At 72.5% G+C, this 15,354-nt stretch carries 12 protein-coding genes; 7 read left to right on the forward strand and 5 right to left on the reverse strand.

Annotated features, from left to right (window positions below):
- Positions 1–25: 25 nt before the first annotated feature.
- Complete coding sequence (locus ABZ899_RS06735) at positions 26–859, reverse strand: AAC(3) family N-acetyltransferase (RefSeq protein WP_361341734.1); 834 nt, start codon at positions 857–859, stop codon at positions 26–28.
- On the reverse strand, positions 856–2,991 hold the full coding sequence (locus tag ABZ899_RS06740; RefSeq protein ID WP_361341736.1) for an FxsB family cyclophane-forming radical SAM/SPASM peptide maturase: 2,136 nt from the start codon (positions 2,989–2,991) through the stop codon (positions 856–858). The genes ABZ899_RS06735 and ABZ899_RS06740 overlap by 4 nt, the downstream gene beginning before the upstream one ends.
- Before the next feature lie 592 nt (positions 2,992–3,583).
- Between ABZ899_RS06740 and ABZ899_RS06745 the strand changes: the two genes are divergently transcribed.
- A complete protein-coding gene (locus tag ABZ899_RS06745; protein WP_361342494.1) occupies positions 3,584–4,369 on the forward strand; it encodes an IclR family transcriptional regulator in 786 nt (261 codons plus the stop codon).
- A 10-nt stretch (positions 4,370–4,379) separates the two neighbouring features.
- Here ABZ899_RS06745 and ABZ899_RS06750 read toward each other — a convergent pair whose 3' ends face one another.
- On the reverse strand, positions 4,380–4,667 hold the full coding sequence (locus tag ABZ899_RS06750) for a DUF1905 domain-containing protein (protein WP_361341738.1): 288 nt from the start codon (positions 4,665–4,667) through the stop codon (positions 4,380–4,382).
- A 216-nt stretch (positions 4,668–4,883) separates the two neighbouring features.
- Between ABZ899_RS06750 and ABZ899_RS06755 the strand changes: the two genes are divergently transcribed.
- Positions 4,884–6,281 carry a glycoside hydrolase family 16 protein gene (locus ABZ899_RS06755; protein WP_361341741.1) on the forward strand — a complete coding sequence of 466 codons (1,398 nt, stop codon included), beginning with the start codon at positions 4,884–4,886 and terminating at the stop codon, positions 6,279–6,281.
- A 58-nt stretch (positions 6,282–6,339) separates the two neighbouring features.
- Here the strand turns inward: ABZ899_RS06755 and ABZ899_RS06760 are convergent, their stop codons facing one another.
- Complete coding sequence (locus ABZ899_RS06760) at positions 6,340–6,750, reverse strand: spore germination protein GerW family protein (protein WP_361341744.1); 411 nt, start codon at positions 6,748–6,750, stop codon at positions 6,340–6,342.
- Between the two features lie 31 nt (positions 6,751–6,781).
- Positions 6,782–7,768 (reverse strand): AraC family transcriptional regulator, encoded by a 987-nt coding sequence (locus tag ABZ899_RS06765; RefSeq protein ID WP_361341746.1) that lies wholly within the window; start codon positions 7,766–7,768, stop codon positions 6,782–6,784.
- 177 nt (positions 7,769–7,945) lie between these two features.
- Between ABZ899_RS06765 and tkt the strand changes: the two genes are divergently transcribed.
- From tkt to pgi, 5 genes are read left to right on the forward strand one after another with little or no spacing between them, the layout of a single operon-like run.
- Positions 7,946–10,021, forward strand: coding sequence for a transketolase (gene tkt / locus ABZ899_RS06770; RefSeq protein WP_361341748.1), 2,076 nt, complete (start codon positions 7,946–7,948; stop codon positions 10,019–10,021).
- A gap of 18 nt (positions 10,022–10,039) precedes the next feature.
- Positions 10,040–11,185: a transaldolase gene (gene tal, locus ABZ899_RS06775; RefSeq protein ID WP_361341750.1), complete on the forward strand. Its 1,146-nt coding sequence runs from the start codon at positions 10,040–10,042 to the stop codon at positions 11,183–11,185.
- Positions 11,182–12,711 (forward strand): glucose-6-phosphate dehydrogenase, encoded by a 1,530-nt coding sequence (gene zwf, locus ABZ899_RS06780; RefSeq protein ID WP_361341752.1) that lies wholly within the window; start codon positions 11,182–11,184, stop codon positions 12,709–12,711. Before tal ends, zwf begins: the two co-directional genes overlap by 4 nt.
- A complete protein-coding gene (gene opcA, locus ABZ899_RS06785) occupies positions 12,708–13,643 on the forward strand; it encodes a glucose-6-phosphate dehydrogenase assembly protein OpcA (protein ID WP_361341754.1) in 936 nt (311 codons plus the stop codon). Before zwf ends, opcA begins: the two co-directional genes overlap by 4 nt.
- Positions 13,636–15,354 (forward strand): glucose-6-phosphate isomerase, encoded by a 1,719-nt coding sequence (gene pgi / locus ABZ899_RS06790; protein WP_361341756.1) that lies wholly within the window; start codon positions 13,636–13,638, stop codon positions 15,352–15,354. Before opcA ends, pgi begins: the two co-directional genes overlap by 8 nt.

Genomic DNA, 15,354 nt, shown 5'->3' on the forward strand with positions numbered 1-15,354 from the left:
CCCCCGGCCCCGCGGGGGTGGACACTCAGTGTAGGAACCTCGCGCCGTTTTGTGACGGGTCCGTGGGAACGCGACGGGATCTATTTCCGGCCAGCCAGGCGGTCGCGAAGTCGACGGCCGATGCCAGCGGGAACAGCCGGGCGTGGGAGTCGCCGACGCGGCCGCCGCGCACCACCGGAGCGGGGCGGGCCGCGTCGTCCTTCTCGAAGTCGGCGCCGAGCACACCGAAGTCGCTGTCGTCGAGGGCGACGTCCCGGTAGGCGATCCAGCGGCGCACGCCGTCGCGCAGGACCACACAGCGGTACGTCCGCCGGGGCGGGTCGGGGACGCGGTACTCGGCGAGGTGGAAGGCGCTGCACACCTCGAAGCCGACTCCGAGGAGCAGGACGTGGGCGCCCGCCTCGTGCAGGCCGCGCAGCGGGGAGCGCTCGCCCAGGTGGCAGTCCTCCGCGTGCCCGGCCAGCAGTTCCCGGGCCCGCGCGCCCAGGGCGGCGAACGAGGTCTGCGGGTGGGTGCTGCGCACCGCCCCGCCGGCCCGCCGTACGGCCTCGGCGAGCCGTCCCACGCCCTCGGACGGTGTGCTCGCGGGGTCGAACGGGGGCATCCGGTCCCGCACCGACCGGATCTGATCGGTGGTCAGTCCGCGCACGCGCTCCCGGTACGCCGGGGAGGAGTCGGAGTTGCCGGCGGTGAACGCCGGTACCACGAGGGTGCCTTCGGGGCCGAGGACGTCCAGCAGAGCGGTCAGCAGGTCACCGTCCGCCGCACCCACCCGGCGCAGGGAGGCGTGGGCCAGGACGGTGGCGCCGGGCCGCAGGCCCAGGTCCACCAGGTCCCTGGCGAGCGAGGAGGGGGTCACAGGCTTCGCCCGACGCCGTCGACGAACCGGCGGCCGAGCGCGGTCAGCGAAGCCGCCTCGGTCAGCCGCTGCCACTGGGCCCGGGTACGGCGGGCCTCCTCCGGGTCGTCCCGCAGCACGTCGGTGGCGACCCGGGCGAAGGTGTCGCCGAGCAGGTCGCCGGTGCGGGTGTCCGCCTCGTCGTAGAGGTCGCACACGTCGAGGAGCGCGTCCAGCACGCCGAGCCGGAAGCCGCGCACCATCTCGACGGCGACCGCCTCCGGGCCGGGGTGCAGATGGACGCCGAGGGCGCCGATCCCGCCGCCGGGTGCGAAGCGTTCCGGGTCGTGCGGGACGGCGAGTGGAGTGATCACGCGCACGCTCTGCTCGATGCCGCGGGCCACCGCCGGCAGGGCCTTGCGGACCAACGCCCAGGCCTGCGGCAGCACATGGCGCCACAGCTCGGTCCGCGCCTCGGTGAGCGGCCCTTCGACGGGTGTGCCGTAGCAGTCGCGATGGGGGTCGGTGTCGTCCAGGGCGACGTCCAGGCCGTCGGCACGGATGCGCCGCAGCGGCTCCCATCCGGGTCCGGCCAGATCCGCCCCCGTCACCTCCGCACTGTGCGTCCCCGGTCGGGTGGTGAGGCTGCCGAGCCCGGGCAGGCGCGCCACGCCGTCGCGCACCGGCACCGGGACGGGCTCGGCGGGCCGGGCGGTCAGGCTCGCGGCCGCGACGAGGGAGGCCAGGTGCGCGGGCGGGGCGGCGCCGGCGAGGCAGCGCACGGCCCAGCTGCGGGTGTACGGATGGGACAGCAATGCCTCGGTCACGGCGCCGTCTCTCCGCCCCAGGTCGACGGCGAGCCGCCAGGGCTCCGCCCATGTGGGCCCGGCCTGGGCACCGATCTCCTCGTGCACGGCGGCGAGGAGGCTTCGGGTGACGTCCTGTCGCACCCGGGCCAACTCCCGTACGCCGACGCTGTCGTCGCTGCCGTCGGCGAGGGCGTCGAAGCCGTCGACCGGGCGGGTGGCGCCGGCGCCGGTGCGCGCGTCGATCGTCCGGATCAGCCGCTCGAGATCCGCGCAGAAGACGGACGGGTTCTGGAACCCGGTGCCGTCGGACCGGTAGCGGTGGGCGAACAGGCCGCCGCCGCACGAGCGCACCACGGGGCACTGCCTGCACTGTGCGCACAGGTCGTCCAGGCCGTGCTGCCGGGCGCTGATCCCCGGATGCCGGGCCACCTCGTCGAGGGTGTGCCGGAAGACGTCCTTGCCGGTGGCCGGTGCTCCGTCATAGGCGGTCTTCAGCGAGTCGGCCTGCTCGTAGGTGCCGTCGGTCTCGACCACGACGACGTCGGCGGCGTCCAGCCCCATCGCCTCGGTGAGGCCGGGCCCGCCGCCGAGGGTGCTGACCACCGAGTCGAACAGCCGCACCGGCATCGGCCTCCCGGCCCGGCTCCACCGCTCGTGCACGGCGAGCAGCCAGTCGGCGTACGGGGTGGTGCCCTCGCCGCCGGGCCGCAGGGGTGGCTCGTCCCAGGTCGCGTGCGGCAGGAGGAAGTCGATGCGCGGGGGCCGCAGGGCGGCGAGGGCGTCGTACACGGCGCCGGGGTCGTTGCGGACGTCGACGGTGCACAGGATGCCGGCGTAGAGGTGGCGGTACGGGTCCTGGTCGAGCAGGGCGATCGCCCGCAGGACCTTGTCGTGGCTGCTGCGCCCGTCGGCGTAGAGCCGGTGGCGGTCGTTGGCGGCGCGGTCGCCGTCGAGGGAGACGCCGACCCGGACGCCGTACTCCAGGAACAGGTCGAGGTGGCGCCGGTTCAGCTGGACGGCGTTGGTGTGGATGCGCAGGTCGAGGGCGCAGATCCCGTGGAGGGCGGTGGTCAGCGCCTCGCAGACGGCCCGTAAGCGGGCGGGGCCCGCCAGCAGCGGCTCGCCTCCGTGCAGGATGACCTGGACGGAGGCGAGTCGGTGCTTCCTGGCATGCTCGGCCAGCCGGAGGGCGGTCCAGGAGATCGTTTCCGGTGAGATCACCTTGGGCCGGGAACTCCAGCTCTGGTCGGCGTGCTCGTAGATGTAGCAGTGCCGGCAGCTGAGGTCACATCTGCTGTGCACTTTCAGTACGAGCTGCCCCAGCGGGACGGTCGGACCGGTCATGACGACGTGGGCGGTTGTCCTCAGATGGACGACTGGAAGGTGACGCCCGCTCCCTTGCGTACCGGCGTGGCCGCGCGTGCTCGACGTACGCCGCGGACGCTCCTCGGGTCGTGCGGAGCGTCGAGACGCGGCGCGGTGGTCCGAGCGTCGGCGGCCGATGGCCGCGGCTCGCTGCCGACAGTGGCTCTGGTGCGAACGGTCACGGTATTCCCTGATCAGAAGGGTGGGGTGAAGTGAGTGTCGGGGCACTCTGCCAGCACGGTACAGCGGCGGGCGCATGCGTACCCGCCGATGCGAAAATCATGCCTCCGTTGGAGGGATATCGGTACCGCTTCGGGGTAACGAACCGCCCCAGCTGTTGAAGCGGCGGACTCGTCACCCTCGTCACCCGTTCGGCCCCGCGGTCTCGATCGCGCCTTCCCGTCGATCGCCGCTCCGCCCGGAACCGTCTTCACCCGCTGTCAGCTTACCGGCGGGGCGGGTCCGTGGATCGGGTTTCGGGGCAGTCCGTCGACGGGCATCGTTCCGGCGGCAGTCGATCCACGGCCCGCGCGCGGTGCGGTCTCGTGGCCGGCCCGGGAGGGAGCCCGTCATCGTCAGCCCGACCGCAGGCCCGCGCCCCGACACCGTCCGCTCGGCCCCCGGCCGTCTCCTGGCCGTGCTCGGCGCCTTCGATCAGGAGCATCCCGCGCTGAGCCTCACGGACATCGGGCGGCGGGCCGGGCTGAGTCTGAGTACCGCGCACCGTCTGGTGGGCGCGCTCCGGCAGTGGGGAGCGCTGGAGCGCGACGAGCGCGGGCTCTATCACGTCGGGCTGCGTCTGTGGGAGCTCGCGGCGCTCGCCCCGCGCGGGCCCGCGCTGCGGCAGATCGCGCTGCCGTATCTGGAGGACCTGTACGAAGCGACGCACGAGAACGTGCAGTTGGCGGTGCGGGACATGTCCGAGGTCGTCTACATCGAGTGGCTGTCGGGGCGTTCGGCGGTCGGGGTGCACATCCGGGTCGGTGCGCGCTGGCCGCTGCACGCCACCGGAGTCGGGCTCGCGCTGCTCGCGCACTGCGGGGTGGCGGAGCAGGAGGAGTACTGCGCCGGGGCGCTCGCGTCGTTCACCCCGTACACGGTGACGGAGGCGGCCCGGTTGCGCCGCATGCTGGCCGAGGTGCGCCGCACGGGAGTGGCGGTGAGCAGCCGCCAGGTCACCGAGGACGCGCTGTCCGTGGCCGCCCCGGTCCGTGATCCGGCGGGCACGGTCGTCGCCGCCGTGTCGGTCGTCGTACCCTACGCCGACGCGCAGGTCCCGGTACTGGCCCCCGCCGTACGGCTCGCGGCGCGGGGGATATCGCGGGGGCTGGGGTGGCGGCCCGAGCGGCACCCGTAGGGCGCGGCACTCAGAGGCGGATCGTCATCGCCACGGTCACCTGGTCGTCCGGCTCGAGGCCACGCGGGGCGCGGACGGCCTTCTTGAGCGGGAGCAGATAGCCGCTGTCACGGGGGAAGAGGGAGGTCTCGAAGGCGATCTCGCCGATGCGGGCCTCGACCGGGACCACGCCCCAGCCGTACGTGGCCGTCGCGGCCACGTCCCGGATGTCGGCCGACTCCTCCTCCGGCACCCGGACGAAGTAGTACGGCGCCGGCCCGCGCCACTCGACGACCGGGCCCGTGAAGGCGAGTTCCATGCGTGTCCCCTGCGTCGGCCCTGTTCGTCCACGCCCAGCGTATCGGCGGGGCGGGCGCTTCACCCGGTGAACTTCCTTGTGGCGCACGGGATTCATGCGCTTCACCTCTTGACGGCCGGCACGGCGGGGAGCACATTGACCTCGGTTTGAGAGCGCTCTCAGTCCCCGCTGTGCAACCCCCCACCTCCCCCCTCCGTACCCCGAGAGGCAGCCCCCATGAGCGAACTCTCCGGCATGCCCCCAAGACGCCGCTCCGTCCGGCGCGCGTTCGTCGCCGTGCTCGGCACCCTCGGTCTGGCGGCGGCCGCCGCCGGCGTCGCCGTCCCGTCCGCCGGCGCCTCGGCGCCCACGCCCCCGCCGGGCTGGACCCAGGTGTTCCTCGACGACTTCACCGGCCCCGCGGGCACCGGTGTGAACACCTCCAACTGGCGCTACGACACCGGCAAGGGCTACCCCGGCGGCCCCGCCAACTGGGGCACCGGCGAGATCGAGACGATGACGAGCAGCACCGACAACGTCTCCCTCGACGGCAGCGGCAATCTGCGCATCACGCCCCGCCGCGACGGGGCCGGCAACTGGACGTCGGGCCGGATCGAGACCAACCGCACCGACTTCCAGCCCCCTGCGGGCGGCAAGCTCCGCGTGGAGGCCCGCATCCAGGTGCCGAACGTGACCGGGGCCGCCGCCAAGGGGTACTGGCCGGCGTTCTGGATGCTGGGCGCGCCCTACCGGGGCAACTACTGGAACTGGCCCGGCGTCGGCGAGCTGGACATCATGGAGAACACCCAGGGCATGAACACGGTGTTCGCCACCATGCACTGCGGCACCGCGCCCGGCGGCCCGTGCAACGAGAACAACGGGATCGGCTCCAACACCGCCTGTTCCGGTACGACCTGCCAGGCGGGCTTCCACACCTACCGGCTGGAGTGGGACCGCTCCACGAGCGTGGAGGAGATCCGCTTCTCCCTGGACGGCGTCACCTTCCACACCGTGCGCGCCCACCAGGTCGACGCGGCGACCTGGGCCAACGCGACCAACCACGGGTACTTCATCATCCTCAACGTGGCCATGGGCGGCGGCTTCCCGGACGCCTTCGGCGGTGGCCCGGACGGCGGGACGCAGCCGGGGCACTCCATGGTCGTCGACTACGTCCAGGTGCTGTCGTCCGGCGGGGGCGGCACCACACCGCCGCCGACGGGCAACCGGGACGCCTACAGCGCCGTCCAGGCCGAGTCGTTCGACGGCCAGAGCGGTGTCTTCACCGAGTCGACGTCGGACACGGGCGGCGGACAGAACATCGGCGCCCTCGCCAACGGGGACTGGGCGCTGTACAAGGGCGTCGACTTCGGGTCCACGGCGGCCCGCCAGTTCGTCACGCGGGTGGCGAGCGGCGCGGCGAGCGGGGTCAGCGGTCTGGTGGAGGTGCGGCTGGACAGCCGCGGCAACGCGCCGGTCGGCAGTTTCGCGGTGGGCGGCACCGGCGGCTGGCAGTCGTGGCGGACGGTCCCCGCGAACATCGGCGCGGTGACCGGCACCCACGACGTCTATCTCACCTTCACCAGCGGCCAGCCCGCCGACTTCGTGAACGTGAACTGGTTCACGTTCGGCCACTGATCCAGGGGTTGCCGCCGCCCCGCGAGGTCCCGTCCGGCCTCGCGGGGCTGCGGTGCGTTCAGTGCCGTCGCCGCCGCAGTGCCCTGATCGCCCCGGGGAGGGCGGCACCGAGCAGCAGGCCGGCCAGGGGGGCCGCCTTTCCCCACGTGTCGCGGATGGGTCTGTAGGCGGTGACGCCGTCCCGGATCTCGATGTAGCCGAGGGGGCGGGCCTCCACCCCTCCCCCGCCGCCTCCGCCGTCGTTCGTCCTGGCGCCCTCCACCGTGCGTCCCGTCCCGCCGCCGAGGCCGAAGGCGACCCGGGCGACGGGGACGACGGTGACGCCGTCGGCGGTGACGGGCTCGCCGTAGACGGCGGTGACCGACGCCCGGCCGCCCAGCTTCTCGGCGAGGCGTTCCAGGAGGCTGGCGGTGGCGTGGGCGGCGGGGTCGGGGGCCGGTTCCGGTGTGGTTCCGTGAGGGTCGCTCATGCAGGACTCGTAGGCGCGTGGGGCGCCCCCGTCAACCCGGCCCGCCGATCGGACCGGCGGGACGACCCTGGGAAGGGTGGTCCACGGAGCCGCCGGTCCACCGGAGTTCGGCGCGGAACGCCGCCGGTGTCGTGTCGGTGTGCTGCTGGAAGTACTTGGAGAAGTTGGCCGCGTCCGCGAAGCCGACGGCCGCGCCGATCCGGCCGATCGGCATGTCGGTGTGGGCCAGGAGCCGTTTCGCCTCGAGGACCACGCGCCGGTCGATGAAGCCCTTCGGGGTCTGGCCGGTCGCGGCGCGGACCGCGCGCACGAGGGTGCGGCGGGAGTAACCGAGCTGGTCGGCATAGGCGCTGACGCTGTGGTTGGTGGCGAAGCCGCGCTCCACGGCGTCCCGGAAGAGCGTGAACGTGGTGTCGCCCTGCCGGGGCGTGGCCGCCGAGCTCACGGCGAGGTGGGCCAGGCGCAGCAGGAGCGCGGTCAGCGAGTGGCGCAGGACGGCGGTGTGCAGGCTGAGCGGCAGGGTCGTGGAGTCCTCGTACTCGCGCCGCAGCTGGGCGAGGGCCGCGCGCAGGGCGGCGAGCTGGGCGCCGTCGGGGCGCAGCAGGGGCGGCAGGTCGTAGCGGTACAGGCCGGTGGCCTCGACGGTGGCGCGGGGCAGGAAGCCGGGCTGCATCGTCAGGACGGTGCCGCGGTAGTCGGCGCCCGCCGCGAACCGGTGGACCTGGCCGGGGCGGATCCACAGCAGGTCGCCCGCGAGGGCCTCGTACTCGGTGAAGTCGACCATGTGCCGGACGGGGCCCTCGTCGAAGAGCATCACGACGTGGAAGTCGATGCGGTGCACCCGGCCCGGGGGCGCTTCGGAGGGCCGGCTGCGGCCGGGGCCCATGGTGCCGACCCGCATGCCGACGCCGAGGACGCTCAGATCCACCGGGAAGGGGAACGTGCGGATCTCGTCGCCGTTGCCGCTCGGGGCCGTCCCTCCGGGGCCTGTTCCGCCTTCGGCTGTTGTGTCCACCATGTCCGTCTCATGCCGTCTCAGTCGTGCGGGGCGGCCGCTCAGCCGTGCGCCGCGCCCCGCGCGGTGTCCCATTTTCACCACAGCGTGACACACGGCGACCTTCCCAGCGAAAAGTCAGACTTTTAGTTTTGAACGCGTTGGACCAGCTACTCCACCGCGATCGAGGACTTCTTGAAGATGAGCACGCAGACACCGGACAGCTTCGAATGGACCGAACTCGACCGGCGTGCCGTCGACACTGCGCGTCTGCTGGCCGCGGACGCCGTGCAGAAGGTCGGCAACGGGCACCCGGGCACGGCGATGAGCCTGGCCCCGGCCGCCTACACGCTCTTTCAGAAGGTGATGCGCCATGACCCGGCCGACCCGGAGTGGACGGGCCGGGACCGCTTCGTCCTCTCCCCCGGGCACACCTCGCTGACGCTCTACACCCAGCTGTTCCTCGCCGGGTACGAGCTGGACCTCGACGACCTCAAGTCGTTCCGTACGCACGGGTCGAAGACGCCGGGTCACTCCGAGTACGGGCACACGGCGGGCGTGGAGACGACGACCGGGCCGCTCGGCCAGGGGGCCGCCAACGCCGTCGGGATGGCCATGGCCGCCCGCTACGAGCGCGGCCTGTTCGACCCGGAGGCGCCCGAGGGCGAGTCCCCGTTCGACCACACCATCTGGGCGATCGTCTCCGACGGCGACCTCCAGGAGGGCGTGTCCGCCGAGGCGTCGTCGCTCGCCGGGCACCAGCGGCTCGGCAACCTGGTCTTCCTGTACGACGACAACCACATCTCCATCGAAGGCGACACCGCGACCGCCTTCTCCGAGGACGTGCTCAAGCGCTACGAGGCGTACGGCTGGCACGTGCAGCGCATCGAACCGGCCGCGAATGGCGACATCGACGTGGCCGCCCTGTACGCGGCCCTGACGTCGGCGCGGGCCGAGACGAGCCGCCCCTCGATCATCGCGATGCGCACGATCATCGCCTGGCCCGCCCCGAACGCCCGGAACACCGAGGCCGCCCACGGCTCCGCGCTCGGCGCCGAGGAGGTCGCCGCCACCAAGCGCGTCCTCGGCTTCGACCCGGAGCAGACCTTCGAGGTCGCCGACGACGTCCTCGCGCACACCCGCCGGGCCCTGGACCGGGGCGCCGAGGCGCACGCCGCCTGGGACAAGCGGATCGGCGCGTGGCGCACCGCGTCGCCGGAGCGCGCCCGCCTGTTCGACCGGGTCGTCGCGGGCCGGCTGCCCGAGGGCTGGGAGGACGCGCTCCCGGTGTTCGAGGAGGGCAAGGCGGTCGCCACGCGGGCCGCGTCCGGCAAGGTGCTGCAGGCGCTCGGCCCGGTCCTGCCCGAGCTGTGGGGCGGCTCGGCGGACCTCGCCGGCTCCAACAACACCACCATCGACAAGACCAGTTCGTTCCTGCCGGCGGGCAACCCGCTGCCGGAGGCCGACCCCTACGGCCGCACCGTCCACTTCGGCATCCGCGAGTTCTCGATGGCCGCGGAGATGAACGGCATCGCCCTGCACGGCAACACCCGTGTCTACGGCGGCACGTTCCTGGTCTTCTCCGACTACATGCGCAACGCCGTGCGGATGTCCGCGCTGATGCAGCTGCCGGTGACGTACGTCTGGACGCACGACTCGATCGGCCTCGGCGAGGACGGCCCGACCCACCAGCCCGTCGAGCACCTGGCCGCGCTGCGCGCCATCCCGGGCCTGAACGTGGTCCGGCCCGCCGACGCCAACGAGACCGCCCTCGTGTGGGCGGAGATCCTGCGGCGCCACTCCACCGACCCGGCACCGCACGGCCTCGCGCTGACCCGCCAGGGCGTGCCGGTCCACGCCCCGAACCCGGACGCCGCCAAGGGCGGTTACGTCCTGCGGGACGCCTCCACCGGGACACCCGAGGTGGTCCTGGTCGCCACCGGCTCCGAGGTGCAGCTCGCCGTCGCCGCTCGGGACCTGCTGGAGGCGGAGGGGGTCGCCACCCGTGTGGTGTCGATGCCGTCGGTCGAGTGGTTCGAGCAGCAGCCGCGCGAGTACCGCGACAGCGTGCTGCCGCCGGCCGTGAAGGCCCGGGTCGCCGTCGAGGCCGGGATCGGCCTGACCTGGTACCGGTTCGTCGGGGACGCCGGCCGCATCGTCTCCCTGGAGCACTTCGGCGCCTCCGCCGACGCCGGGACCCTGTTCGCCGAGTACGGCTTCACCCCCGAGCGCGTGGCCGCCGCCGCCCGGGAATCCCTCGCCGCCGCCCGCGGTTGATCCGCACGCAGAAAGAAGATGATCGCAGTGACCACCGAAGCAACCGCCGCCGGCAGCCTCGCGCGCCTGTCCGACGAGGGCGTCTCGATCTGGCTGGACGACCTGTCGCGCCGCCGGATCGAGTCCGGCAACCTCGCCGCGCTCGTCGCGGAGAAGAACGTCGTGGGTGTCACCACCAACCCGTCGATCTTCCAGGCCGCGATCGGCTCCGGCGAGGGCTACGAGGAGCAGCTGGCCGACCTCGCGGTGCGCGGCGTCACGGTCGACGAGGCGGTACGGATGATGACCACCGCCGACGTGCGCGCCGCCGCGGACGTGCTGCGGCCCGTGTACGACGCCACCGGCGGCCGGGACGGCCGGGTCTCCATCGAGGTCGACCCGCGGTTCGCGCACGACACGGCGGCCACCGTCGCCGAGGCCCGGCAGCTGGCCTGGCTGGTCGACCGCCCCAACGTGATGATCAAGATTCCGGCGACGACGGCGGGGCTCCCCGCCATCACCGAGGTCGTCGCGGCGGGCATCAGCGTCAACGTCACGCTGATCTTCTCGCTGGCCCGCTACCGCGAGGTCGTGGACGCCTACCTGGCCGGGCTGGAGAAGGCGGCCGCGAAGGGCCTGGACCTGTCCGCCGTCCACTCGGTGGCGTCGTTCTTCGTCTCCCGCGTCGACGCCGACATCGACCGGCGGCTCACGGAGATCGGTACGGACGAGGCCCTCGCGCTGAAGGGGCGGGCGGCGCTCGCCAACGCCCGGCTCGCCTACGAGGCGTACGAGCAGGTGTTCGCCTCGGAGCGCTGGACGGCCCTCGACGCCGCCGGGGCGAACCGGCAGCGCCCACTGTGGGCGTCCACGGGCGTTAAGGATCCCTCCTACAAGGACACTCTGTACGTGGACCAGCTGGTCGCGCCGGGCACCGTGAACACGATGCCCGAGGCCACGCTCGACGCCACCGCCGACCACGGGGAGATCACCGGGGACACGGTGACCGGCGGCTATGAGCGGGCCCGCGCCGATCTGGCCGCGGTGGAGGCCCTCGGGGTCTCCTACGACGACGTCGTCACCCGCTTGGAGGACGAGGGCGTCGCCAAGTTCGAGGCGGCGTGGCAGGACCTGTTGGACGCCGTGAACAAGTCGCTCGGCAGCAAGGGAGCTGACGCAGAATGACCTCCGACTGGGACAACCCGCTTCGCGACCCCCGCGACCGCCGCCTCCCCCGGATCGCGGGCCCGTCCGGGCTCGTCATCTTCGGGGTCACCGGCGACCTGTCCCGCAAGAAGCTGATGCCGGCCGTGTACGACCTCGCCAACCGCGGCCTGCTGCCGCCGGGCTTCTCCCTGGTCGGGTTCGCCCGGCGGGACTGGGAGGACCAGGACTTCGCGCAGGTCGTGCACGACTCGGTGCGCGAGCACGCCCGGACCGAGTTCCGCGAGGAGGTCTGGCAGCAGCTCGCCGAGGGCATGCGGTTCATCCCGGGTGACTTCGACGACGACGGGGCCTTCAAACAGCTGCGGGACACCGTCCACGAACTGGACGCGTCGCGCGGGACCAGCGGGAACTACGCCTTCTACCTGTCCGTGCCGCCGAAGTTCTTCCCGAAGGTCGTGCAGCAGCTCAAGCGGCACGGCCTGGCGGACGCCCCGGAGGGGTCGTGGCGGCGCGCGGTGATCGAGAAGCCGTTCGGACGCGACCTGGCGAGCGCCCGGGAGCTGAACGCGCTCGTGCACGACGTGTTCGACCCGGAGCAGGTCTTCCGGATCGACCACTACCTGGGCAAGGAGACCGTCCAGAACATCCTGGCGCTCCGCTTCGCCAACCAGATGTTCGAACCGATCTGGAACCGCTCGTACGTCGACCACGTGCAGATCACCATGGCCGAGGACATCGGCATCGGCGGCCGCGCGGGCTACTACGACGGCATCGGGTCGGCCCGGGACGTCATCCAGAACCACCTGCTGCAGCTGATGGCGCTCACCGCGATGGAGGAGCCGGCCGCGTTCGACGCCCCGTCGCTGCTCGCCGAGAAGCTGAAGATCCTCAAGGCGGTCAAGCTGCCCGAGGACCTGGGCCTGCACACCGTGCGCGGCCAGTACGCGGCGGGCTGGCAGGGCGGTGTGAAGGTGCGCGGCTACCTCGAGGAGGACGGCATCGACCCGGCCTCCAAGACCGACACCTACGCGGCCATCCGGCTGAACGTCGACAACCGGCGCTGGGCGGGGGTGCCGTTCTACCTGCGCACCGGCAAGCGGCTGGCGCGGCGCGTCACGGAGATCGCCGTCGTCTTCCAGCGGGCGCCGCACTCCCCCTTCGACTCCACGGCCACCGAGGAACTGGGCCAGAACGCCATCGTCATCCGCGTCCAGCCGGACGAGGGCATGACGGTCCGCTTCGGCTCCAAGGTGCCGGGCACGTCGATGGAGATCCGGGACGTGACGATGGACTTCGCGTACGGCGAGTCCTTCACCGAGTCCTCGCCCGAGGCGTACGAGCGGCTGATCCTGGACGTCCTCCTCGGTGACGCCAACCTGTTCCCCCGTCACCAGGAAGTGGAAGAGTCCTGGAAGATCCTCGATCCGATCGAGGAGCACTGGGAGACGCACGGCAGGCCGGCGCGGTACGCGGCCGGGAGCTGGGGACCCGAGGAGGCGGACGAGATGCTCGCACGAGACGGACGGAGCTGGCGCAGGCCATGAAGATCGACCTGACCGACACCACGTCAAGCAAGATCAACAAGGCGCTGGTCCAGGGCCGCCGGGCGATCGGCACCCCGGCCGTGGGCATGGTCCTGACGATGGTCATCGTCACGGACGAGGAGAACGCCTACGACTCCATCAAGGCGGCCGAGGAGGCCTCGCACGAGCACCCCTCGCGCACCCTGGTCGTCATCAAGCGGCACGCCCGCACCCCGCGCGACCGCACCCGCTCCCACCTCGACGCCGAGGTCCGGGTGGGCGCCGACGCCGGCACCGGCGAGACCGTCGTCCTGCGCCTGTACGGCGAGGTGTCCGAGCACGCCGACTCGGTGGTGCTGCCGCTGCTGCTGCCGGACGCCCCGGTCGTGGTGTGGTGGCCGGTGGAGGCGCCGGGGAACCCGGCGAAGGACCCGCTGGGCGCGCTGGCCCAGCGCCGCATCACCGACCTGTACACCTCCGAGAGCCCGCTGTCCGACCTGCAGGCCCGCGCCCGCTCCTACGCGCCCGGTGATACCGACCTGGCCTGGACCCGGCTCACGCCGTGGCGCTCCATGCTCGCGGCCGCCCTGGACCAGGCGCGGATGCCGATCGTGTCCGCGGTCGTGGAGGCCGAGGCCGACAACCCGGCCGCGGAGCTGCTGGCCCGCTGGCTGGAGGCCCGTCTGGACGTGACCGCCGAGCGGGTCGTCACCGCCGGGCCGGTCGTCACGGGCGTCCGCCTGGGCACCGAGAACGGCGACATCGCCATCGACCGCCCCGAGGGCCCGCTGGCCACCCTGCACCTGCCGGACCAGCCGTCGCGGACCCTGGCGCTGAAGGTCCGCACCACCTCCGAACTCATCGCCGAGGAGCTGCGGCGCCTCGACGCCGACGAGATGTACGCCATCGCCCTGCGGGGCGAGGCCGGCAAGGAGACCCCCTCCCATGTCTGAGACCCCCCGGCTCACCCGGCGCCCCGAGTGGGTGGCCCTGGAGGACCACCGCGCGGACGCCTTCCGGCAGCCGAGCCTGCGGGAGCTGTTCGCCGCGGACCCCGCGCGCGCCGAGCGGTACGTGCTGCGCGTGGGCGATCTGCGCATCGACTACTCCAAGCAGCTGGTGAACGACGAGACGCTCGCCCTGCTGCGCGAGCTGGCCGCCGCCACCGACGTGGCCGGGCTGCGGGACGCCATGTTCCGCGGCGAGCGGATCAACGTCACCGAGGACCGGGCGGTGCTGCACACCGCGCTGCGGGCGCCGCGGGACGCGGTGATCGAGGTCGACGGCGAGAACGTCGTGCCGAAGGTGCACGCCGTGCTCGACAAGATGGCCGCGTTCGCGGACCGCGTCCGCTCCGGCGAGTGGACCGGCCACACCGGCAGGCGGATCAGGAACGTCGTCAACATCGGCATCGGCGGCTCCGACCTGGGGCCCGCCATGGCGTACGAGGCCCTGCGCCCGTTCACCGACCGGGACATGACGTTCCGGTTCGTGTCCAACGTGGACGGCTCCGACCTGCACGAGGCGGTCCGGGACCTGGACCCCGCCGAGACGCTGTTCATCGTCGCGTCGAAGACGTTCACCACGATCGAGACGATCACCAACGCCACCTCGGCCCGCTCCTGGCTCCTCGCCGGGCTCGGGGAGGGGGACATCTCCCCCTTGGGCGAAGCCGGGAGCGGAGGGGAGAAAGCCGTCGCGAAGCACTTCGTGGCGCTGTCGACGAACGCCGAGAAGGTCACCGGCTTCGGGATCGACCCGGACAACATGTTCGAGTTCTGGGACTGGGTCGGCGGGCGCTACTCGTACGACTCCGCGATCGGGCTGTCCCTGATGATCGCGATCGGCCCGGAGCGCTTCCGGGAGATGCTCGACGGCTTCCACACCGTCGACGAGCACTTCCGCACCGCCCCCGCCGAGTCCAACGCGCCGCTCACGCTGGGCCTGCTGGGCGTCTGGTACGGCAACTTCTTCCACGCCGAGTCCCACGCGGTGCTGCCGTACTCGCACTACCTGTCGAAGTTCACGGCGTACCTGCAGCAGCTGGACATGGAGTCCAACGGCAAGTCCGTCGACCGGGACGGGCACGCCGTGGGCTGGGAGACCGGCCCGGTGGTGTGGGGCACGCCCGGCACGAACGGGCAGCACGCCTACTACCAGCTGATCCACCAGGGCACCCGGCTGATCCCGGCCGACCTGATCGGCTTCGCCCGTCCGGTCGCCGAGCTCAGCGACGAACTGAAGGCGCAGCACGACCTGCTGATGGCCAATCTGTTCGCTCAGGGGCAGGCGCTCGCGTTCGGCAAGACCGCGGACGAGGTCCGCGCGGAGGGGGTGCCCGAGGAGCAGGTCCCGCACCGCACCTTCCAGGGCAACCACCCCACCACCACGATCCTCGCCCCCGAGCTGACCCCGTCGGTCCTCGGTCAGCTCGTCGCCCTCTACGAGCACAAGGTGTTCGTGCAGGGCGCGGTGTGGAACATCGACTCCTTCGACCAGTGGGGCGTGGAGCTCGGCAAGGTCCTCGCCAAGCGGGTCGAGCCCGCCCTCACGGAGGGTGCCGAGGTCCCCGGCCTCGACCCGTCCACCGCCGCCCTCGTGGCCGCGTACCGCTCACTCAAGACCGCGTCGGACGCGCTGGGCGTCCAGGAGGAAGTGAACTGA

This window comes from Streptomyces sp. NPDC046859 (assembly GCF_040645135.1).
Taxonomy (GTDB): domain Bacteria; phylum Actinomycetota; class Actinomycetes; order Streptomycetales; family Streptomycetaceae; genus Streptomyces.